The organism is Vallitalea guaymasensis, from assembly GCF_018141425.1.
GTDB lineage: Bacteria > Bacillota > Clostridia > Lachnospirales > Vallitaleaceae > Vallitalea > Vallitalea guaymasensis.
In genome coordinates, this window is sequence record NZ_CP058561.1 from 1,187,249 (window position 1) to 1,210,033 (window position 22,785).

Below are 22,785 nucleotides of genomic sequence, written 5' to 3' on the forward strand. Positions count from 1 at the left end.
AAGTCTAAATAATTGATATCAGGTGTATAAAATTTACTTCCTTATAAATTTTTCCATTTTTCAAATTAATACTATTTACCTATAATAATAGGCCATCCAATAGGATAGCCCAATACAAAATATATATTCTCATATAACATCAAGGTGTCTTATATTATCTTTATTATATTAAATTTACTCTTTTCTAATTTCCTCTATAAATACTATAATAAGAATCTATCATGCCTTTCATCTTATCATCTATCAATACTTTACCATTAATCTCTTTATTATATAAATGCTCTACAACCTCATCCATAGTTACAATAGCACAAGTTTTCATGTTAAACTTCTTGGATAATTCATTAAGAGCACTTTCATCTCCCTGCCCTTTTTCCATTCTATCTACAGATATGATCAATCCTTTTACATCCACATCACCATTAGCTTTAATTATTGGCATAGTCTCATAGATTGATGTCCCCGCAGTTGTAACATCCTCAATAATAATAACCTTATCACCATCACGCAACTTACTTCCAAGCAAAATTCCTTTATCACCATGATCTTTTATTTCTTTTCTATTAGAGCAATAAGCCACTTCTTTATCATAATTATTGCTAAGTGCCACTGCTGTAGTTACACTAAGAGGTATTCCCTTATAAGCTGGTCCAAACAACACATCAAAATCAGTATCAAAATTATCCATAATAGCTTTAGCATAAAACTCACTAAGTCTACTTAACTGACTCCCAGTCCTATAATTCCCCGTATTCACAAAAAATGGAGTCTTTCTACCACTCTTAGTAGTAAAATCTCCAAAAGTCAATACTCCACACTCAACCATAAACTCAATAAACTCTTTCTTGTATTGTTCCATTTTTAATCCTCCTAAAAGTATATTTTTTAATTTCAATACTTTATTTAGTTTCTATTTTGTTGTATAGGCAATTTTATAATAGTGCCTAACAGTCACTCCGATAGTATAGGGGAATATTCCGTCAGCCAATTAAACGTCCATGTTTAAAAGGCTGAGTTCGCCATCCATGGCTCACTGCTCCATATTCCCCTATACTATCTCCACTCTATATTTTAATCATATCTTAGTACGGATATATGTTAATACCCCGACTATAGGGTTTATAAATCACTCTCTCAGTCTCCCCACCAAACTTAATAAGTCAAGACCGAGGGGAGTAAAGGGGTATGTGGAGTAGCGAGCCATGGACGGCGAGCCCGGCAATTTATACAGGACGTATAACCTGCCGGCGAAACATACCCCTTTACTCCCCGACCGTTACTTATTACTCAACCCCACCAATCAACTCCCCAACATCCTTAACTCCCATACTCTCCATATATCTCTCAATTCCCTCAATGACATCAACCGTTGCCCTAGGATTCATAAAATTAGCAGTCCCTACAGCAACTCCCGTAGCACCAGCCAACATGAACTCAATAGCATCTTCCCCATTACATATCCCTCCAAGACCTATAATAGGCAATTTAATGCTGTTATATACCTGATTCACCATTCTTACTGCAACAGGTTTTATAGCAGGTCCTGAAAATCCTCCAACCCTATTAGCAAGTACAGGTTTCCTCTTATAAATATCTATCTTCATACCTAGCAAAGTGTTAATTAATGAAACACAATCCGCTCCACCTGCTTCTACTGCTCTAGCTATTTCTGTAATATCTGTCACATTAGGACTCAATTTAACTATCAATGGTTGTTTAGCATGTTTCTTGACCTGAGATGTAACATACTCAGCCATTTTAGGGTCAGTCCCAAATGCTACACCACCCTCTTTAACATTAGGACAAGATATATTAAGTTCTATCATATCTATATCTGCATCTTGAAGTTTCTTAGCAACACCTACATATTCATCCACTGTTTTTCCAGCTATGTTAACAATAATTTTGGTATCATATTTTCTAAGAAAAGGAATATCTTCCTCTATAAAAACATCTACCCCAGGATTCTGCAAACCAACTGCATTAAGCATTCCACCATAAGTCTCTGCAATTCTAGGCACTGGATTGCCTAACCATTCCTTACTTGCAACTCCCTTAACAACTACTCCCCCAAGTCTATTGAGGTCTACGAATTCCGAGTATTCTTTCCCAGACCCAAAAGTTCCAGAAGCAGTCATTACAGGATTCTTAAAATCAATCCCTGCTATATTTACTGAAGTATTCATTAAAACATTACCTCCTTAGCATCAAAAACAGGTCCATCCTTACATACTTTCTTATGAATATATCCTAGTTCATTATCTGCTTTAATCTTACATATACATCCTACACAAGCCCCTATACCACAGCCCATTCTTTCTTCTAATGATATCTGAGCATCTACTTCTAATCTCTCAGCCATATCTTTTACAGCAGCCAACATAGGTTTTGGTCCACATGAATATATCATACTTCCTTTGGCTCCAACTTTTTCCATTAACTCAACTACATTTCCTTTTTCTCCAATCGAACCATCATCAGTCGCAACATGAACTTCTGCATATTTCTCAAATTCCTTCGTCAAAAACTCCCCACTTTTGAATCCAAGAAAAACTTTTTTCTTACCAGGCAGATTCTTCACAAGCTCAAGAAGAGGTGGTGCACCAACTCCACCACCGACAATAATACTCTCATCACAATCTTTAATCTTGAACCCATTACCTAATGGACCTAACACTTCAATTCTATCCCCTGAATCAAGGTCAGAAAACTCCTTAGTTCCCATACCAACAATCATATAAACAATCGTAACTAATCCTTTATCTCTATCCACTTCACAAATACTTATAGGTCTAGGCAATATCCTACTTTCAGCCTTACAATAAACATTAATAAATTGTCCTGCCTTAGCATTAACAGCAATCTCTTCCTGCCTAATAACCATCCTATATACATTATCCGCTATTTCCACATTAGATATTATCTCTGCCCCTTGCTTATCTCTAAAATTATCTTGACACATAATATCTCCTTTCCAGCTGTTATTAATTTCTATAAACACAACTTACTTTAAATCAATTACCGGTTTCTGTCTTTAACGACCGAAGGGTAAAGTATTAGAATCACGCAGACCGATCGCTTCTCAGAGTAAGGCAAGTGATTCTAACACTTTACCCTGACCCCTAAATTGTACACATCCGTATCCTCATGTTTCAGATCTGTACACAAGATATCTAACAACCCTCTAGCTGTATCAAGAGAAGTCAAAACTGGTACCGAAGCTTCTATTGCCGCTCTCCTAATCCTGAATCCGTCTCTTGTTGAATCATTTGCTTTAGTAGGTGTATTTATTACTAAGTCTAACATACCACTTCTAATTAAGTCTAGAATATTTGGTACGCCTTCACTGATTTTCTTTACAATACTTACATCTATATCATGTTCTTTTAGAATTTTTGCAGTACCCTCTGTTGCAAGGAATCTATATCCCTTATCAGCAAATCCTTTTGCTATAGGTATGAATTCTTCCTGGTCATAAGGTTTTATCGTAGCTAGGATTGTTCCACCTTCTTTTGGCATATTCATACCAGAAGCTATGAATCCTTTGAACAATGCTTCTTCAAAAGTCTTTCCAACTCCTAGAACCTCACCTGTTGACCTCATCTCTGGTCCTAAGCTGACTTCTACATCAGGCAGTTTTTGAGTAGAGAATACTGGAACTTTAATAGCTATTGTATCTGCCTCTTTATATAAACCTGTTCCAAATCCTAACTCACTAAGCTTGCTTCCTAACATTACTTTCGTAGCTAAGTCAATCATTGGAACTCCAGTTACTTTACTTATATATGGAACTGTTCTTGAAGACCTAGGATTTACTTCTATGATGTATAATTCATTCTTATATTCAATGTATTGAATATTAATCATACCAATTACTTTTAACGCTTTAGCTATCTGTCTTGTATGATGAAGAATCTTGTCTTTTATTTCCTGCTGGATATTCTTGGATGGATATATTGATATACTATCTCCCGAATGGACTCCAGCTCTTTCAAGATGTTCCATGATTCCAGGGATTAAGATATCTTCTCCATCACATATTGCATCTACTTCAATCTCTCTACCTATCAAGTATCTATCAATCAATACTGGGTTTTTGCTGTCTCTCTCAAAGGCTTGTACAAGGTATCTTTCCAATTCTATCTTGTCGTAAGTTATCTCCATACCTTGTCCACCAAGTACGTAGGATGGTCTTACAAGTACTGGATATCCTAATACATCTGCTTCTTCCAAGCCTTCCTGTAGATTCCAAACAGCTTTACCCTTAGGTCTTTCTATTCCAAGTGACTCCATTAATTCATCGAATTTTTCTCTATCTTCTGCTTCATCTATTTGCTTAGGCTTAGTTCCCAACACATTTACGTTCATTTCATCTAGGAATCCAGCTAGCTTAATGGCTGTTTGTCCTCCAAATTGTAGAATGACCCCATCTGGGTTTTCTTTTTCAATGATATTCAGTACATCTTCTTCTGTAAGCGGTTCAAAATACAGTTTATCAGCTGTATCAAAATCTGTACTAACCGTTTCTGGATTGTTATTGGCTATTATTGTTTCTATCCCTGCTTTTTTAAGAGCTAATATACTGTGTACACTACAATAATCAAATTCTATCCCCTGTCCTATCCTAATAGGTCCTGAGCCTATAACCATAACTTTTTTCTTATCAGACACTTCAACCTCATCGTATTCATCATAAGTTGAGTAATAATATGGTGATAAAGCTTCAAATTCACCACCACATGTATCAACCATCTTGAACACTGCTTTTATATGGTAGGCTTTTCTAAGGTTGTATACCTCTACTGGCTTACATTTCACAAAATCAGCTATGGCTTTGTCAGAGAATCCTTTTTTCTTGAGATATAACATCCATTCTCTATCTACATCATCTATTGTCTTAGTTCTTAGTTTCTCTTCTTCATTAACAATTCCTTTTATTTTATTAACAAAAAACTCATCTATTCCAGTTATTCTACATACTTTATCTATTCTATAATTTCTTCTTAGAAGCTCTGCCAAGTCAAATAATCTTTCATCATCAGGTATCTGTACCCTTCTTTTCAGCTCTTCCAAACTTCTTGTAGCGGCTTTTTTATGATATAGTGAGTATTCTCCTATCTCAAGGGAACGAATTGCCTTTAATAGTGCCGATTCAAAGTTATTTCCTATTGCCATAACTTCTCCAGTCGCCATCATCTTAGTTCCCAATGTCTTTTTAGCTCTTCTGAATTTGTCAAAAGGCCATTTTGGTATTTTTATTACACAATAATCAAGTGTTGGTTCAAAACATGCTTTTGTCTTCTTAGTTACTGCATTACTGATTTCATCTAGTCCATAGCCTAACGCTATCTTGGTACTTACTTTGGCTATTGGATATCCTGTCGCTTTTGATGCTAGGGCTGATGAACGGCTAACTCTTGGATTAATCTCAATTACTGCATATTCATAGCTATCTGGATGAAGTGCTAACTGGACATTACATCCTCCTTCAATCCCTATGGCATTTATTATGTCTATAGATGCTTTTCTCAACATTTGATATTCTACATCTGATAAAGTCTGTGATGGTGCTACAACAATACTATCACCTGTATGTACTCCAACAGGGTCAATGTTTTCCATATTACATACAGTTATGCAGTTACCAAAAGAGTCTCTCATAACTTCATATTCTATTTCTTTCCAACCTTTAATTGATTTTTCTAATAGAACTTGCCCAACTCTACTTAATTGCAGACCTTTAGCTAATATTTGTTTTAATTCTTCTCTGTCTTCGGCGATACCGCCGCCACTTCCACCAAGTGTATAAGCTGGTCTTACTACAACAGGGTAACCAATCTTAGCAGCAAAATCTACACCCTCTTCCATACTGGTTACAATCTTACTCTCTATAACAGGCTGGTCAATTCTCTCCATCAATTTCTTAAAATCTTCCCTGTCTTCTCCTTCTTTTATTGCCTCAATGGATGTTCCTATAACTCTAACATTATACTTGTCCAATATTCCACTATCATAGAGCTCAACAGCTATATTAAGTCCTGTCTGTCCACCCATACCAGCAATCAAACTGTCAGGTCTTTCAATATCAATTACTTTTTCTAGATACTCTATAGTAAGTGGTTCTATATATACTTTATCAGCTACTTCTTTATCAGTCATGATTGTAGCTGGATTACTATTAACTAATATAGTCTCGATTCCTTCTTCTCTTAACGCTTGACAAGCTTGTGTCCCTGAATAATCAAACTCTGCAGCCTGCCCAATAACTATAGGTCCTGATCCTATTACCAATACTTTTTTTATGCTCATATCTTTAGGCATCTAATTTACCTCCTTGGTCATTCATTGTGTCAATAAATTCATCAAATATCCCATCTGTATCATATGGTCCCGGACAAGCTTCCGGATGAAACTGTATACTATAGATCTTATACTTATTATGCCTCATACCTTCAATAGTATTATCATTCATATTTATATGGGTCACACTAACATCCTTTGGCAGACCCTCATCAGTAACCACATAACCATGATTCTGGGATGTTATCATGATTTTGCCAGTTTTCATGTCCTTCACTGGGTGATTAGCACCTCTATGTCCAAATTTCAGTTTCTCAGTATTACCACCAAGAGCTAAAGCTAAAAGTTGATGTCCCAAACATATACCAGTTATAGGCTTTTTCCCAACTATCTTTTTAATCTCCTCTATAGACCCTGGTATATCCTTTGGATCTCCCGGTCCATTACTAAGGAATACTCCATCAGGCTCTACCGCCAATACCTCTTCTGCTTTGGCATCAGCTGGAAAAATAGTCAATTTACATCCTCTACTCTTGAACGAATCAATAATATTCTGCTTAATCCCAAAATCCATCATGGCGATATGCAACCCATCACCATCTTCAACCTGTACTTCCTTAGTAGTAACTTCTTTTACCGCACTATTATTGTTAAATCCATCCAACTGTAATTTTATCTGACTATCAGTTAAATCCCTTAATGTGATAATACCTTTCATGGTACCATAATTTCTAATTATCTTAGTCAATGCCCTAGTATCTATATCTTCCAAACCTAATATTCTATTCTCTTTCAAATAAGTATCAAGCTCAAACTCACATCTCCAGTTACTAGGATCATCACATTTTTCCCTAACAATGAATCCTCTGACCTTAGCTCCCTTAGACTGCATATCATCCAAATTGATACCATAATTACCAATCAAAGGATAAGTCATAGTAACAATCTGTCCATAATAAGACGGATCAGTCAACACTTCCTGATATCCTGTCATTCCAGTATTAAAAACAACCTCTCCAACCGTCTCCTTAAGATACCCAAAAGCTCTCCCATGAAATACAGTCCCATTCTCAAGAATCAATCTAGCTCTCATATAGTAAACTCCTTCTAAGTCATCAATTATCTATCATCATAAACTTTATCTTTAATTTATTATTTTAATTATCCATACGTTAGTCCACCCTTTACTACCTGACCGTCCTGCACCACTTAAATCTCTATCTCACCCTATTCAAATCATCCCTCATACTAATCACAGCTTCTCTAGCAGCCTTACCAAATTCCTCATCCTTGAACTTCTTCCTATAAACTTCCTTAGTATAAGCCGCAATAATTCCTCTAGAAGAATTAACTATTGCTCCCAATCCATCTTTGTTAAAACATCCAGCCAAATCTTCTGCTGTAGCCCCTTGTGCACCATAACCTGGCACCAAGAAGAAAGTCTTAGGCATAATTTTTCTAAGCTCAGTACTCTGCTTTGGATAAGTTGCTCCAACAACTGCTCCAACTCTGCTATAGCCAAGCTCACCCATTGATTTCTCTCCCCAACCAGCTACTAGCTTTCCTACTCTCTCATATATCTTTTCACCTTCTACAATAAGGTCCTGTATCTCTCCACTATTTGGATTGGATGTCTTTACTAGCACAAACAATCCTTTATCATACTCATTACAATTCCCTATATAAGGCTCTATGGAATCATATCCTAGATAAGGGTTTAGAGTTATGAAATCCTCTTTATATACTTCGAATGCTTCTTCCTCGACTTCTACTCTACCAATATGTCCATTGGAATATGCTAAAGCTGTTGAAGCTATATCACTTCTTTTGATATCTCCTATTACTATAAGACCTTTTTCTTTTGCATAATCTATTGTATCTATATAAGCTTTCAGTCCATCAACACCAAATTGCTCATACATGGCAACCTGTGGTTTCACAGCAGGTATTAGGTCATATACATTATCTATTATTTCTTTGTTAAAATTATAAAATGCATCAGCTGCTCCCTTAAGAGTCTTTCCATATTTCTCATATGAACTTTCTTTTATATATTCTGGTACAAAATTCAACCTAGGGTCTAATCCTACAACAGTTGCATTATCCATCTCTTTAATCTTTCTTATTAATTGATCTACCATTTCTATCTTCCTCCTTATAAATCTTTATTTGAAAACTACTTTTCCATTTACAATTGTATATTTAACCTTTCCTTTTACATGTTTTCCATGGAAAGGACTATTTTTACTTTTTGAATGAAATCTGTTTACATCTATTTCATATTCTTCTGTAGGATTAATAATTGTTATATCAGCGATTTTTCCATTCTCCAATGTTCCTTTATCAATTCCTAGCATTTTAGCTGGGTTATAACTCATTTTCCTGATAAGTTGTAGAGGCGTTAATATCTCTGTTTCAACTAATTCAGTTATTCCTAATGCCACAGCTGTTTCAAGTCCAACTATACCGTTTGGTGCTTTTTCGTATCCTTGATTTTTTTCATCAATGTGATGAGGAGCGTGGTCAGTGGCTATTATCTCTATTACTCCATCTCTTAATGCTTCTTTTACCGCTTCAACATCTTTCTTACTTCTTAATGGCGGATTCATTTTAGTATTCGTATTTTCTATTGTTACATCTTCTTCTGTCAACGTATAATGGTGTGGACATACTTCTGCAGACACATTCAAACCACTTTCCTTAGCATTTCTTAGAAAGTCTATACTCTCTTTCGTACTAATATGACAGATATGAAGTCTAGCTCCTGTTCTTCCTGCAAGGATTATATCTCTTGATACAATTATGTCTTCTGATTCTGGTGGTATTCCTTCTACACCTAATTTATTGGCAATGCCTTCATTCATAATTCCTGTTTTAGCTAAATTGGCATCTTCGCAATGTGATAATACAGGTATATTTAATTTTTCAGCTTGTATCATAGCATCATTCAGTATCTTTGCATCCATTACTGATTTACCATCTTCACTTATAGCACAGATACCTGCCTTTGACATAGCTTCAATATCTACCAGCTGCTCTCCATTCTGTCCTAATGTTATTGCTCCTATTGGCAGAACATTCACTACAGCTTCCTTTTCTGCTTTTTGTTTTACCATTTCAACTAGTTCTTTTGTATCTATAGCTGGGTTAGTGTTAGGCATAGCACATATTGTTGTAAATCCTCCAGCCGCTGCACTTTTACTTCCTGTTGCTATAGTCTCCTTATGTTCATATCCTGGTTCTCTTAGATGTACATGAACATCAATAAGTCCCGGTGTAACCCATAATCCTTCTGCATCTATAATTTCATCTGCCTCACAAGTAATATCTTCTTGTATCTTTACTATTACATCATCTTCAATAAGCAAGTCTAGTTTTTTGACTAAGTCTTCTTTTGGATTAATTATTGTTCCATTCTTAATTAATAATTTCATTAATTCAACCCTCCTGAGTTTATTTGTAAATAATGAAAAAGGGAATACACATGGTAATAATCAATCACCATGTATATTCCCTAATATTACAAAATTTATTTTTTTCAATTACAAATGAGGACAGAATTGCCATAATAATATTATCTGTCTTCATATTATCCATTATGCAGTTTGTATATTTTTTTATACAATAAAAGAACGCACCGATGTCTCGCATCATAATTTCCTCCCTTGCTGGTCTCTCTGTACCAAATTAAAGGTCGACTTGCGTACTGTCGAATTAGTTTTATATATTTTTATAAATAATATCATAGTCTAATATAAAAGTCAATATTTTTTATTGGAGTTTATCGGGTTTCAAACCATATCATCTATTGTATTAAAAAAGGGAGAGAAAGATTAACAGTAAGTATACGCAACCCTTTAACTCCCTTACCTCTAATAGTACAAGAAAAATTTTCAATTCATTATTCAGTATGAGTACTTTCTATTATCTAAAAGTATTGTGATCATCTTCTGTAATATCATTCAATACTTCTCCAGCTTCATCTTCAAACGCTCTAGCCTGAGATAGATCTTTTAAAGAAATTATACCAACTACGTTCTTATCTTCTACAACAGGAATTCTTTTTACTTGGTTATGTGACATTAGATCAGCTACATCTTTTACATTCATATCAGGTGTTGCAGTTATAACGTCTTTTGACATGATATCTTTACACTTTGCATCTTGGGCATCAAGATCTTCTGCAATAGTTTTTAAGACGATATCTCTATCGGTTATTATTCCGACTAGCTCATCATTATCTTCTACTGGTATTGACCCTACATCTTCATCTCTCATTTTTCTTGCAGCTTCTTTGATAGATGTATCTTCATTAACGGAAACTATATCAGATGTCATTATTTCTTTAGCTTTCATATATCTACACTCTCCTTCTTATAATCTACACATTTATTATTAGAAGAAAAGTAATATAATATACACAAAAATCTCCAACTAAGCATGAATTACTTAATCAGAGATTTTTCAACTATATCCTTATACCATGACTCTTATAGATTGGAACAGTAAACATTATTCCTTTTCCTGTTTTATCACTATTCAAGTCAAGAATTATTTCAATTTCATCCATTACACTTATTGCAGCTTCTTCAGTAGGAAGTGCAACAAATATAGTTTTATTATATTTTTTGTTATCAGGATTATTCATGTAATTAAACATCTTAGACGATATTTTTGCATTACATCCTTCTATCGCTGATAATCCAAATGTATCTATAACGGTATATCTTGATATACCTAAGTCAGCCAACTTTTTCTTGACACTCTTGGATTTTTTCACATCATTAATAACTATAAAAAGAATATACTTACAGTTTAGCATATATCATCCTCTTTTCTTAAATAGGATTTTTTAATAATATTCACTTTCGAATTCCTTAGCCATAACTTTTTTGTTCTCTCTACTTTCAATATGACGTTGTAATTCTCCGCCTCGCATATGAGTAACAGGTAATACAAACATAATACCTTTATTAGGTTTTTTCATATCTCCACCTATCACTCTTTCTATATGGTTCATCACTAGTTCTACCTGTTCTTCACGTTCAATAACAGAAAAAACCGTTTTGTTATAATGAGTATCACCATCGATAGATTTCATGAAACCACCAATTACAGGTATATTATAGATATCTTTACTTATTGCTGTAGCACCCATACTATCAATGACAGTCGCCCCTCTAATACCTAATTGCTTCATTTTAAATAAAACTTCAGGTAAATACTCAGGTTCATTTAATACAATAAACAATACGTACACACTATCACTCCTTTATGTTTTATTATACAAAGTCCTTATTTTAAGGACTGTTACTAGTCAACGATTAGTTTAAATAATATTTATTTCTATTATATGACATTCCCTATTTAAAATATCATTATACTATTCACACTGTGATACTTCAACTGGTTTTTCACTTTTAAATAACATTTTTAGGAGAGGTGGTGTAACGATTGTTGATATAACCACCAATAAAACTATACTTGTAAAAGTCTTATTCGTTATTATATTACTTCTCAGCCCTTGATTAGCAACAATCAACGCTACTTCTGCCCGGGCTATCATACCCACACCAATCTGTAATGATTGTCTTCCTTTAAATCCGGATAATCTTGCACCAAGACCACAACCTACTATTTTACCAAATATAGCGATTACTACTATCACTAGTGCATAACCTATATAATTAACAATATCACTTTTTATAACTGCACTCAGTCCAATACTTACAAAAAATATTGGTGTAAATAATGCATAAGCAAATGATTGTATCTTACTGACAACACGATGTCTATATGGTGTTGTAGCAAGTGCTACACCTGCAAAATATGCTCCTGTAATTGCTGCTACACTAAACATCTCAGCTAAATACGCAAAGACAAAACATAATATTATAGCAAATGTTACAATTCTATCTCTCCATACTGAGCCTTGAGCAAATTTGGTGATACCCTTTGAGATGATTATACCTCCAATAACAGCTATAACAAAGAATGATATGATCTTTATCATTAGTTGTGTTACATTTGTATCTGCTGAAGGATTAACCATACCTGATACTACAGCTAATAAAATGATTCCTACAACGTCATCTATTATAGCAGCACCCAAGATAGAAATCCCTTGTTTACTTGCTAATTGTTTCATATCTCTAAGAACTGAAACAGAAATACTAACAGAAGTTGCTGTTAATATCGTACCTATATATAATGCAAACATTAATTGATGATGTGCATCTCCGTCTGGTAAAAAACCTTTGAAGAATAATAATGGAACCAGCGTTCCTAGACCCAACGGCAACAGTACACCACCCATTGCAATAATTGAAGCACCTTTTCCTGATGCCTTAAGTTCCTTTAAATCAGTTTCTAAACCAGCTAGAAACATTAAAAATACCACACCTATTTGTGATATGTCACGTATTAGTATATCTTCACCATCTACCAAATCAAAAACTGTCGGACCTATAATAATTCCTACTAGTATTTGTCCAAGAACTGGTGGCATTGATACTTTTGAAGCCAACCATCCGCCAACTGCAGCGGCTACTAATAATATTGCCAGTTGTAATAAAAAATGATACTCTTGTGCATGTTGCATCATTGCTGAAAAATCCATTTTTTATGCCCCCTAATATAAATTTAAAATAGCACAAATTAGATTCTACTACTATTATGTGCAATATGCAATGGTAATAATGTCGAATATCACAATGTTTTTATCATATTTTTAGTAAAATATATCTATATTTCGGCTAATCTTATAACATGCATCATTATATGTAGTAAATGTGCATAATAAAATGAGTGTTTTAATACTCTAACAAATATATATCTAAATTATGTTATATATAAACAAAACTGTCTCATAATATATTTTACAATTTCATCTTAGTAAAATAAATCCCTATGAGACAGTTCACATCATATAAAATCAGTCAAAGCAATACCTTATTTGATTCTACAAAAATCTCTATTTCGTTTTAAATACCAATCATATTATACACTTGCAATATCTTTTAATTTCTGAGCTTGATCTGCTGTTATTAGACTATCAACTACTTCTTCTATATCTCCATCAAGTATACTGTCCAGTCTATGCAATGTTAATTTGATTCTGTGATCAGTCACTCTACCTTGTGGGAAGTTGTAAGTACGTATTTTTTCACTTCTATCTCCTGTACCTACTTGACTTTTTCTGTTCTCAGCTAATTCTTTTTGCTGTTTTGCTTGTTCCATATCAAATAATCTGGAACGAAGTACTTTTAAAGCCTTATCTTTATTTTTCAGCTGAGATTTTTCATCTTGGCAACTAACTACTAAACCAGTTGGCAAGTGAGTAATTCTAACAGCAGAGTCAGTAGTATTGACACATTGCCCACCATTACCAGAGGCTCTGAATACATCTACTCTAATATCATTCATATTAATCTCAACAGCTACATCTTCAACTTCAGGTAATACAGCTACCGTAACTGTAGAAGTATGGATTCTTCCTCCTGACTCAGTAACAGGAACTCTCTGAACACGATGCACTCCACTTTCATATTTTAATTTTGAATAGGCACCGTTACCAGTAATCATGCATACTACTTCTTTGAAACCACCAACGCCACATTCGTTGAAACTTATTAATTCAACTTTCCACCTATTTCTTTCAGCATACCTTGAATACATACGAAATAGACTTCCAGCAAATAGAGCTGCTTCATCTCCACCAGCTCCACCTCTAATTTCAACAAAAACGTTTTTATCGTCATTAGGATCTTTTGGCAATAATAAAATCTTTAGTTCTTCTTCTATCTGAACTAGTCTTTCCTTACTCTCGTTTAGTTCTTCTTTAGCCATTTCTTTCATTTCTGGATCTTCTTCCTCTTCCAGAATAGCTAAACTATCTTCTAAATTAATCTTAGTGTTTTTGTATTCTTTATACTTATCAACTATTGGTAATAGATCACTATGCTCTTTCATAAGCTTACGCCATCTATCTTGTTGACTAATAATATCTGGATCATTTATCATCTCAGATATCTCTTCAAATTTACTTACAATACCGTCTAATTTACCAAACATAACTACACCTCTCTATATTGTTAGGGAATTTATAATTATGAAATTACCTCAATAAAAGCGACTAAGCCGCTTCATTCTCACAGAGAATATCTTATCCCTTATTTATTATATGCACCAGCTACAACTCTATCAATTCCAGCTAGATCTTTGTAGATTTTGATATCCGTGTATCCTAATGCATTTAGAATCTTCTTAACGTCATCACTTTGGTCATGTCCTACTTCATATAAAATATAGCTCCTTTTTTTTGTTCTGTTTTTAACCTCTTTGGAGATTTCCCTATAAAAATATAGTCCGTCTTCTCCTCCATCTAAGGCTCCTATAGGTTCATGTTCTTTCACCTCAATCATCAATTCATCTATATCGTTACTTCTAATATAAGGTGGATTGGATATAAAAAGTTGAAAGTCATGATTTTCTTCTATATCTTCAAATAAGTTGCTTCTGACAAATTGTATCTTGTCAGCAACATTATTAATGATTGCATTTTCTTTAGCAATTTTAAGGGCTTCCTCTGATATATCCACAGTAGTAGCTTTTACATCATTACAATTATAACATATGCTTATTGGAATACAACCAGTACCTGTACCAATCTCTAGTATATTGGTTATATTGTTTTCCTTGATGTATTTGATTGCTTCTAATACAAGTATTTCAGTATCTTGTCTTGGAATCAGCACATTCTCGTTTACTTTAAATGTCAACCCCATAAATTCTTGGTATCCAATTATATATTGAAGGGGTTTACCCTTAGCTCTCTCTGCTATAAGATTAATATACATATTATATTTTTCTTCTGCCATTAATTCATTACCGTTAATAATAATATATACTTTATCAACTCCAAGTACATGTTCCAGTAATAAATCAGCGTCTAATCTAGCATCAGTAATGTTATTACTTGATAAAGTCTTAATTCCATCATCCAATGCGTTCCTTATGGTCTTCTTCATCGTTAACTAAGACCCCTTTCAATGAAGCAATTGCAACTTCTATCTGTGAACCATCTGGTTCTCTTGTTGTTAATCTTTGTAACCATAATCCAGGTTTTGCAATAACAGCTGCAAGTTTTGATTCTGATCTGCCTAACCATTTTATAATTTCATATGACAATCCAGCTATTAATGGTAAGCATAATAATCTTACAGCGAACCTCAACCAAAATGTCCTAACATCAATAATCATTAATACTAGTATACTCATAAGAACTACAATAAGCAAGAAGTTTGTCCCGCATCTCTTATGGTATCTTGAATGTTTCTTGATATTTTCAACAGTAAGTTCTTCTTCGTGTTCTAGACAATTTATAGATTTATGTTCTGCTCCGTGATATTGAAAAACTCTTTGTATATCTTTCATCAATGAAATTATTTTAAGATATACAAGGAATATAACAACTCTTATTACTCCGTCCACCAAATTGATTAAACTCTCATTTGGTAATTTATCCTTGACTAATTGAGAAAGTCCTAAAGGTAATAACACAAATAATCCTATTGCCAATATAATTGACAATACAACAGAAAAACCTACTACAACTTTATCTAATTTGTCTCCAAATACTTTAGTCAAAAATCTGTCGAATTTACCTGGTTCTTTTTCTTTCTCGTCTTCTACTTCAAAAAACTCAGCTGAATAAGTAAGAATCTTCATACCTATAATTAATGATTCCACAAATGCTAACATACCTCTGAATATGGGTAGCTTAAAAAGTTTTACCTTCTCGGAAAAACTTGTATATTCTCTTTTATCAATTATTATCTCTTTATCTGGTTTTCTGACAGCAACCGCATAGGTGTTTTTGTTTTTCATCATAACACCTTCGATAACAGCTTGACCTCCTATATCTACTGGTTTCAATTATATCACTTCCATATTATATTATTTTTTAAACTTATTAAATTATAACATGTTATCTTTTTTTTATCTACCTATTTAATTTTGTGAAAAATTGTATATAGTATAAGATAAAAAAAGTTGAGGATAATCCTCAACTTCTTAGCTAATTAGTTATTTTCTTGGTTCATACCATATTTACGGTTGAACTTATCTATACGTCCACGAGCAGAAACTGCTTTTTGAGTTCCAGTATAAAATGGGTGACACTTTGAACAAATTTCAACGTGAATGCTTTCTTCTGTTGAACCTGTAACAAACTCGTTACCGCAGTTACATTTTACTTTAGCTTGATGATATTTTGGATGAATTGCTTCCTTCATTTGTTTCACCTCTTTCAAATATTAAACTTAATATTATATGCCGACATAGGTCGAACTTATATTTTAAAACAGCTTTTATATTATAACACATGAAATAACACTATGCAATACTTTTCATGGACTGAATTAAATAGTTTTATTATTTATCTATATTTATCTAGTAGATTATTGTTGATTGTATTAAAGAAATCCGTGTTATTCTTAGATTTAACAAAAACTTTTAGTATACTCTCAGTAACCTCGTCTGAACGCATATTACTGCTTGCTTTCCTTAATCTATAAATAGCTTCCATCTCTTCTTTTGTATATAGTAGATCATCTCTTCTTGTACCAGATTTGGCAATATCAATAGCTGGGAATATTCTTTTTTCAGATAGTTTTCTATCAAGAACCAACTCCATATTACCTGTTCCTTTAAACTCTTCAAATACTACTTCGTCCATCTTACTTCCTGTTTCAACAAGTGCTGTAGCAAGTATTGTAAGACTTCCTCCTTCTTCGATATTTCTAGCTGCACCAAAGAATTTTTTAGGCATATGAAGCGCTGCTGGATCAAGACCTCCAGATAAAGTTCTTCCACTAGGTGGAATAGTTAAGTTATAAGCTCTTGCCAATCTTGTTATACTGTCAAGCAATATATATAGATCTTTCTTCTGCTCAACCATTCTCTTGGCTCTTGCCAACACCATTTCAGAAACTCTTTTATGATGTTCAGGCAGTTCATCAAAAGTAGAATATATAACCTCTACATTGTCACCATTGATAGAACGTCTTATATCTGTTACTTCTTCGGGTCTTTCATCAATTAATAAAACTATAAGATGAGAATCAGGATGATTTTTTGTTATGGCATTGGCAATTTTTTTAAGCAATGTTGTCTTACCTGCTTTTGGAGGTGCCACAATCATACCCCTTTGCCCTTTACCAATAGGCGCAACAAAATCAATTAGTCTGGTTGAATATTCTGAAGAGATTGTTTCAAGACGAACCCTTTCATCAGGGAAAATAGGTGTTAAGTCTTCAAAATTAGGTCTTTTAGCCGCATTGGCAGGTGAATCGCCATTTACAGACTGGACATATAGTAATGCTCTAAATTTCTCATTTTCTTTTGGTACTCTTATATTACCAATTATTAAATCTCCAGTCTTTAAATTAAATCTTCTAATTTGTGATGGTGACACATAAACATCATCTTCACCTGGTAGATAATTAGCACATCTAATAAAACCGAATCCATCTGGTAATACTTCCAATACTCCGTAAGCTATTTCTCCGCTATTTAAATCTTGGAAATCTGAAGGTACAGTTTTAGCTGGTTTATCTCTATGTACTTCTTTTTTGATTTCCTTGTTATTTTCATTAGATTCTTTATTTATAACTTTTTGAACTTCTTTTCTATCTTCTATTTTATATTGCTGTTTTTTATAATCTGTTTTCTTAGGAACAATTTTCTCTTTATTAATGGTTTTTTCTGCTTTTTGTTCTATCTTCGGCTCTTCTTTTTGTTCCACTTTTTCGAGTTTTGGCTGCGGTTTCTTTACTAGTTTCTTTTTTGTTTTAGGTTGTGATTTTTCTTTTTGTTCTGGTTCTGTTTTTTGTGGCTTTTCTTGTTCCATATTTTGTTCTAGTTTTTCTTCTTCTTTCCCTTGTTGTTTAGCTTCAACTTCCGTAAGAATTTGCACAAGCTCTGCTTTCTTGAATGTTGTAACACTTCTAATGCCAATTTCTTTTGCTTTCTTGCGAAGCTCAGCTAAAGTGAATTTTTTGAAATCTGTACTCATTAGAGCACCCCTTTCGTTTTTAATTAATTATTACTCCAACCGAAACTATGTAAATATTATATCAAATATGTTATATTAGTTAGACTTAATTTATTAATAAAAATTTTCCAATATAAATATATACCAAAGTTTGTCCCATGATGATTATTAACAATATAATAATAAACCATCTATTAATTAAATCAGTTACTATCTAATTATTTAATATATAAAACACATTTTATATTGGGATTAATAATGATAAGTCATATGAAATATAAATTGGATATGCTTATATTGAACTTATTTTATATAAATAATGTAATTCAATATAATGTCTTAGTCTTAGCAATGTTAATAGTCTATATACCCTTTATTAGTATATCTGTTGTTTTCTTATATTTTATTAAGCAATTTAATACATTATATATATTATACCATAAAAAAGTGAATTAACACTTTTTTATGGTAAATTTTTTATTTTTTTTATTATGCTCTGTTGTTACTACCGAACATTCTTATTTTAGTCTTTACAACTTCTTTGATAGCATCTGAAGTTGGTGCTAACATTTTTCTTGGGTCATATACGTCTGGTTGCTCTTTAACAACTTTATGCATAGCTTTTTTAAATGCCTGACGTAAATCAGTATCAATATTGATTTTGTTAACGCCTAATGATACTGCTTTTTTAATATCTTCTTCTGGTACACCTGATGCACCATGAAGTACTATAGGCATATTTAATCTAGCTTTTATATCTTTTAATCTATCAAAATCAAGTTCTGGATCACCTTTGTATACTCCGTGAGCTGTTCCAATAGCTATTGCTAAATAATCAACACCTGTTTTTTCTACAAATTCAACTGCTTCATCAGGATCTGTCATAGTTGCATCTTTTGCATCTACTTTAACATGGTCTTCTACTCCACCAATTTTACCTAATTCAGCTTCTACTGAAACATCCATTGGATGAGCTATGCTTATTACTTGCTTAGTAATTTCGATATTTTTATCAAATTCATATTTTGAACCATCGAACATTACTGAAGTCCATCCGTCTCTAAGACACTTCATAACTACATCCCAATCAGTTCCATGATCAAGGTGTAATGCTACAGGTACAGAAGCTTCTTCTGCTAATAATCTAACGATCATAGCTATTTCTGTACTACCAGCATAAGTAATAGCACTTTGGCTTGTTTGAATGATTACTGGTGATTTTTCTTCTTCTGCAGCTTCAATTACTGCTCTAGTCATTTCTAGATTACTTGTATTGAAAGCACCTACTGCGTATCCTTCTTCATGAGCTTTTTGTAATATTTCTTTTCCTGTTACTAACATTTAATTTCCTCCTTGTTTGTCTTACGTTATTTATTATTAATAATTATTTCTACCTTAGCAATATTTGATATTCAAGTTATTTTATCATAAACACATATAATAATGCAAATAATTCTATGCCAAAATAAGTGATGCAACTCTAAAAAATATTAGTAATGTTGTCACATCTACAATAGTAGTAATCATTGGACTTGCCATTATTGCTGGGTCAAGTCTTAATTTCTTGGCTACTATTGGAAGTGTTCCACCAATTATAGCTGCAAACGTAGTAGTACATATTAATGTTAAACCTACCATTATTGCTTTTGATACTTCACCATCAGTAAGATATATTCTAATACAATTAAGTATACCAAGTGTAGTACCAACCATTAATCCTACTCTTATCTCTTTCCATAATACACGAAAGAAATCCATGAATTTTATTTCTCCCAAAGTTATACTACGTATCACTAATGTTGCTGATTGAGCTCCTGCATTACCTCCTGTTGACATAAGCATAGGAGTATATATAGCTAATGCAAACTGTATAATCAGACCATTGTTATGGTTCATTACCATTTCAGTCAAATAGGCTGAAAACATAAGAATTATCAACCAAGGTAATCTCTTCTTTGCTAATACTAATACTGATGCATCAAGATATTCTATTTCAGTAGGCTCAATCGCTGCCATACGTTGAAAATCCTCAGTTGTTTCTTCTTCAATAACATCCACGATATCATCAATGGTGATAATACCAACTAATCTATTTTCATTATCAACTACTGGTAATGATAAGAAATTATATTTCTTGAATACTTCTGCAATATCCTCTTGGTCATCATGGGTATTAACAGATATGACACCAGTCTCCATAATATTGGATATAACTGTTTCTTTGTCACTGAGTACCAAATCTTTTAGGGATATTATTCCTTCTAGAGTTCGTTTTGAACCTGTTACATAACTTGTATAAATAGTCTCTTTGTCAAGACCGATACGTCTTATTTTATCCATAGCATCATTAACTGTCATTTCTTTTTTCAGACCCACAAATTCTATAGTCATCAGACTACCAGCTGAATCTTCCGGATAATTTAAGAATTCATTAATAAGTCTACGTTCAACAACTGTAGAGTGTTGTAATATCCTGTTAACCAAGTTAGCAGGCACTTCTTCAATTAAATCTATCTTATCATCAAAATCCAATTCATTAATTATATCTGCAAGTTCCTTATCACTAACTAAAGAGGAAATTTCTGATTGTCTCTCAACATCAAAAAAAGAAAAGACTTCTGCTGCAACTTCTTTGGGAAGCAAGCGAAAAATTAATAATGATTCCTTTATCTCTATATCTTCAAGCAATTCAGCTATGTCAGCCTCTTGGAGGACTGATAACTCATTTCTAATCTTAGTTAATTGTTTATCCTTTAATAGCTCTCTTAGTGTTTTTAAATCCATATAGATCCTCCCTTTATGTATTCTACCATAAACGAAACACAAAGAGCTAAATGCTATTAATACTCTTGGTTTTGAGATGGTAGATAATATTTAGTTTTTTTATGATAACTGCACCCAGGCCCTGCGTCCATGCTACCATCTCCTTTCCAAGTTAAGTTTATTTTTTCCTTTTTATCATTCACTTAATTTAATTAGTTAATTTATATTTTTACCTTTTCATTAGTACTTTACTACACTCTTTACATATTGTCTAGTTTTTTTAATATATTCATTTAATAAACTATTGGTGACAAATTATTTTTTTCTACCCATCAACTCATTTTATGGTATAATTTGGTTAGCAACAATATTGAGTAAACATAATTTTAGGGGGTAACCTATGCAGTTTTTTGTAATAATCTTTAAAAACTTACTTGGCTATGATGGTTTAATTATTATTTTAGCCCTTGTTAATCTATTTTATATTTTACCTAGGTTAAAGAAATATAATGCTGAGTTAGAACATTCTTTGCAACCAACTATCTATCTTCCCATAGAAAAGATAATCAATTCAATTAGACAGAATAATAATTCTGAATTGGATCTGCACTTATTACGCAAACTAAAAGAAAAAGAAACAAAGTGCTATCACGTATTTGTTTCAATAACAACTATCTTCCCACTTATGGGTATACTTGGAACCATAATCTCTTTACTTAGGCTTGTTTCTTTTAATAGTGATACAATAATGCTGAATTTCACTACGGCTTTAACTTCTACTTTCTGGGGATTAGTATGTGCTATAATTTTTAAAGCAATTGATGGAACAGTTTCACCTAAGATAGCTTTTAATGATGATAATTTCAATCTATTGATAAGCAGAATTGATAGATATACAAGTAAAGGTGATGATTATGAAACAAAAAATATTTCTTGATCTGACGCCATTGCTTGATGTTGTACTAATATTGCTTTTCGCATTTATGTTAAATGTAAATGCAGCTAGTTCAGAGAAAGATACCAAGATTAATGGTGAAGAAAAGTTAAATAATGAATTGCAATCTACAATCAACGAAAAAGACAAACATATAACAGACCTGAAAAATACTATTATAGATCTGCAAAAAGAAGTTGATAATCTTAATGATAACATTGATGAGATGTCTTTTGATATAGCTAATGAAAGGGATACATTACTTAATGTGTCAGAGAACCTAACAAAATGGTTTTCTGATAATGAAAAAACTCTAGAAGATATTGCTGATAGTAAAGATATAGATAAGTTGATTGATGATGATTCAATCTTAAATCAACTCCACAAATATGAAACTATATCTAAAAAGTATTTTTTTATTGATATCAAGTTGAAATCGACACAAAATGAATTGTTTATCAACGAGCAAGATATGAATACTTATATTACCTTGGAAGAAATAGATTCCAAAGATGGTAGAAATAATAAAAAAGAACAGCTAAAAGATATTATTGAGAAAGTTATTGATGATAGAGAAGGTGGTTATACTTTCATATTGATTACATTAAGTGAAGAGGATCACGTTTATAGATATGCCTTTAACCTTGTATGGGATGCTATAAAAGATATCCAACAGAAACACGGAACAGATAAGATTTTCAAAACAAAATATGTCTTACCGATAGGTTAGATA

At 32.8% G+C, this 22,785-nt stretch carries 20 protein-coding genes; 2 read left to right on the forward strand and 18 right to left on the reverse strand.

The window, feature by feature from the left end; all coding sequences use genetic code 11:
• Nucleotides 1-184 precede the first annotated feature (184 nt).
• The 18 genes from pyrE to mgtE form a co-directional block, all read right to left on the reverse strand.
• A complete protein-coding gene (pyrE, locus tag HYG85_RS05400; protein WP_212692618.1) occupies nt 185-859 on the reverse strand; it encodes an orotate phosphoribosyltransferase in 675 nt (224 codons plus the stop codon).
• A gap of 424 nt (nt 860-1,283) precedes the next feature.
• Nucleotides 1,284-2,186, reverse strand: a complete 903-nt coding sequence (locus HYG85_RS05405) for a dihydroorotate dehydrogenase (RefSeq protein ID WP_212692619.1) — start codon at nt 2,184-2,186, stop codon at nt 1,284-1,286.
• Nucleotides 2,186-2,962: a dihydroorotate dehydrogenase electron transfer subunit gene (locus HYG85_RS05410; protein ID WP_212692620.1), complete on the reverse strand. Its 777-nt coding sequence runs from the start codon at nt 2,960-2,962 to the stop codon at nt 2,186-2,188. Before HYG85_RS05410 ends, HYG85_RS05405 begins: the two co-directional genes overlap by 1 nt.
• A gap of 140 nt (nt 2,963-3,102) precedes the next feature.
• Nucleotides 3,103-6,321, reverse strand: coding sequence for a carbamoyl-phosphate synthase large subunit (gene carB / locus HYG85_RS05415; protein ID WP_212692621.1), 3,219 nt, complete (start codon nt 6,319-6,321; stop codon nt 3,103-3,105).
• Nucleotides 6,314-7,393: a carbamoyl phosphate synthase small subunit gene (locus HYG85_RS05420; RefSeq protein ID WP_212692622.1), complete on the reverse strand. Its 1,080-nt coding sequence runs from the start codon at nt 7,391-7,393 to the stop codon at nt 6,314-6,316. The genes carB and HYG85_RS05420 overlap by 8 nt, the downstream gene beginning before the upstream one ends.
• 124 nt (nt 7,394-7,517) lie before the next feature.
• Nucleotides 7,518-8,441, reverse strand: a complete 924-nt coding sequence (gene pyrF / locus HYG85_RS05425; RefSeq protein ID WP_212692623.1) for an orotidine-5'-phosphate decarboxylase — start codon at nt 8,439-8,441, stop codon at nt 7,518-7,520.
• 24 nt (nt 8,442-8,465) lie between these two features.
• Nucleotides 8,466-9,734 (reverse strand): dihydroorotase, encoded by a 1,269-nt coding sequence (locus tag HYG85_RS05430; RefSeq protein ID WP_212692624.1) that lies wholly within the window; start codon nt 9,732-9,734, stop codon nt 8,466-8,468.
• A gap of 490 nt (nt 9,735-10,224) precedes the next feature.
• Nucleotides 10,225-10,656: a CBS domain-containing protein gene (locus tag HYG85_RS05435; RefSeq protein ID WP_212692625.1), complete on the reverse strand. Its 432-nt coding sequence runs from the start codon at nt 10,654-10,656 to the stop codon at nt 10,225-10,227.
• A 112-nt stretch (nt 10,657-10,768) separates the two neighbouring features.
• Nucleotides 10,769-11,122: a P-II family nitrogen regulator gene (locus HYG85_RS05440; protein ID WP_212692626.1), complete on the reverse strand. Its 354-nt coding sequence runs from the start codon at nt 11,120-11,122 to the stop codon at nt 10,769-10,771.
• Nucleotides 11,123-11,152: 30 nt separating this feature from the next.
• Entirely contained in the window at nt 11,153-11,560 is a 408-nt protein-coding gene (locus HYG85_RS05445; RefSeq protein ID WP_212692627.1) for a hypothetical protein, read from the reverse strand.
• A gap of 123 nt (nt 11,561-11,683) precedes the next feature.
• Nucleotides 11,684-12,919, reverse strand: a complete 1,236-nt coding sequence (locus HYG85_RS05450; protein WP_244971283.1) for a cation:proton antiporter — start codon at nt 12,917-12,919, stop codon at nt 11,684-11,686.
• Nucleotides 12,920-13,299: 380 nt separating this feature from the next.
• Entirely contained in the window at nt 13,300-14,373 is a 1,074-nt protein-coding gene (prfA, locus tag HYG85_RS05455; protein WP_212692628.1) for a peptide chain release factor 1, read from the reverse strand.
• 98 nt (nt 14,374-14,471) lie between these two features.
• The gene (gene prmC / locus HYG85_RS05460) at nt 14,472-15,329 is read right to left on the reverse strand and encodes a peptide chain release factor N(5)-glutamine methyltransferase (protein ID WP_212692629.1); all 858 of its coding nucleotides are present in this window, start codon (nt 15,327-15,329) and stop codon (nt 14,472-14,474) included.
• On the reverse strand, nt 15,298-16,236 hold the full coding sequence (locus HYG85_RS05465) for a DUF1385 domain-containing protein (RefSeq protein ID WP_113672007.1): 939 nt from the start codon (nt 16,234-16,236) through the stop codon (nt 15,298-15,300). The genes prmC and HYG85_RS05465 overlap by 32 nt, the downstream gene beginning before the upstream one ends.
• A 146-nt stretch (nt 16,237-16,382) precedes the next feature.
• Complete coding sequence (rpmE, locus tag HYG85_RS05470) at nt 16,383-16,595, reverse strand: 50S ribosomal protein L31 (protein WP_113672008.1); 213 nt, start codon at nt 16,593-16,595, stop codon at nt 16,383-16,385.
• A gap of 143 nt (nt 16,596-16,738) precedes the next feature.
• Nucleotides 16,739-18,376, reverse strand: coding sequence for a transcription termination factor Rho (gene rho, locus HYG85_RS05475; protein WP_212692630.1), 1,638 nt, complete (start codon nt 18,374-18,376; stop codon nt 16,739-16,741).
• A 468-nt stretch (nt 18,377-18,844) separates the two neighbouring features.
• Nucleotides 18,845-19,696 carry a class II fructose-1,6-bisphosphate aldolase gene (locus HYG85_RS05480; protein WP_212692631.1) on the reverse strand — a complete coding sequence of 284 codons (852 nt, stop codon included), beginning with the start codon at nt 19,694-19,696 and terminating at the stop codon, nt 18,845-18,847.
• Nucleotides 19,697-19,810: 114 nt separating this feature from the next.
• Nucleotides 19,811-21,139 (reverse strand): magnesium transporter, encoded by a 1,329-nt coding sequence (gene mgtE, locus HYG85_RS05485; RefSeq protein ID WP_113672011.1) that lies wholly within the window; start codon nt 21,137-21,139, stop codon nt 19,811-19,813.
• A 379-nt stretch (nt 21,140-21,518) separates the two neighbouring features.
• Between mgtE and HYG85_RS05490 the strand changes: the two genes are divergently transcribed.
• Together HYG85_RS05490 and HYG85_RS05495 are read left to right on the forward strand one after the other, a co-directional pair.
• Nucleotides 21,519-22,055, forward strand: coding sequence for a MotA/TolQ/ExbB proton channel family protein (locus HYG85_RS05490; RefSeq protein ID WP_212692632.1), 537 nt, complete (start codon nt 21,519-21,521; stop codon nt 22,053-22,055).
• Nucleotides 22,033-22,782 carry a hypothetical protein gene (locus tag HYG85_RS05495; protein WP_212692633.1) on the forward strand — a complete coding sequence of 250 codons (750 nt, stop codon included), beginning with the start codon at nt 22,033-22,035 and terminating at the stop codon, nt 22,780-22,782. The genes HYG85_RS05490 and HYG85_RS05495 overlap by 23 nt, the downstream gene beginning before the upstream one ends.
• Nucleotides 22,783-22,785 lie beyond the last annotated feature (3 nt).

Bases quoted from the DNA above. Each gene is read 5' to 3' on its own strand.
- pyrE (WP_212692618.1), bottom strand. From the start codon at position 859: ATGGAACAATACAAGAAAGAGTTTATTGAGTTTATGGTTGAGTGTGGA.
- HYG85_RS05405 (WP_212692619.1), bottom strand. From the start codon at position 2,186: ATGAATACTTCAGTAAATATAGCAGGGATTGATTTTAAGAATCCTGTA.
- HYG85_RS05410 (WP_212692620.1), bottom strand. From the start codon at position 2,962: ATGTGTCAAGATAATTTTAGAGATAAGCAAGGGGCAGAGATAATATCT.
- carB (WP_212692621.1), bottom strand. From the start codon at position 6,321: ATGCCTAAAGATATGAGCATAAAAAAAGTATTGGTAATAGGATCAGGA.
- HYG85_RS05420 (WP_212692622.1), bottom strand. From the start codon at position 7,393: ATGAGAGCTAGATTGATTCTTGAGAATGGGACTGTATTTCATGGGAGA.
- pyrF (WP_212692623.1), bottom strand. From the start codon at position 8,441: ATGGTAGATCAATTAATAAGAAAGATTAAAGAGATGGATAATGCAACT.
- HYG85_RS05430 (WP_212692624.1), bottom strand. From the start codon at position 9,734: ATGAAATTATTAATTAAGAATGGAACAATAATTAATCCAAAAGAAGAC.
- HYG85_RS05435 (WP_212692625.1), bottom strand. From the start codon at position 10,656: ATGAAAGCTAAAGAAATAATGACATCTGATATAGTTTCCGTTAATGAA.
- HYG85_RS05440 (WP_212692626.1), bottom strand. From the start codon at position 11,122: ATGCTAAACTGTAAGTATATTCTTTTTATAGTTATTAATGATGTGAAA.
- HYG85_RS05450 (WP_244971283.1), bottom strand. From the start codon at position 12,919: ATGGATTTTTCAGCAATGATGCAACATGCACAAGAGTATCATTTTTTA.
- prfA (WP_212692628.1), bottom strand. From the start codon at position 14,373: ATGTTTGGTAAATTAGACGGTATTGTAAGTAAATTTGAAGAGATATCT.
- prmC (WP_212692629.1), bottom strand. From the start codon at position 15,329: ATGAAGAAGACCATAAGGAACGCATTGGATGATGGAATTAAGACTTTA.
- rpmE (WP_113672008.1), bottom strand. From the start codon at position 16,595: ATGAAGGAAGCAATTCATCCAAAATATCATCAAGCTAAAGTAAAATGT.
- rho (WP_212692630.1), bottom strand. From the start codon at position 18,376: ATGAGTACAGATTTCAAAAAATTCACTTTAGCTGAGCTTCGCAAGAAA.
- HYG85_RS05480 (WP_212692631.1), bottom strand. From the start codon at position 19,696: ATGTTAGTAACAGGAAAAGAAATATTACAAAAAGCTCATGAAGAAGGA.
- mgtE (WP_113672011.1), bottom strand. From the start codon at position 21,139: ATGGATTTAAAAACACTAAGAGAGCTATTAAAGGATAAACAATTAACT.
- HYG85_RS05490 (WP_212692632.1), top strand. From the start codon at position 21,519: ATGCAGTTTTTTGTAATAATCTTTAAAAACTTACTTGGCTATGATGGT.
- HYG85_RS05495 (WP_212692633.1), top strand. From the start codon at position 22,033: ATGAAACAAAAAATATTTCTTGATCTGACGCCATTGCTTGATGTTGTA.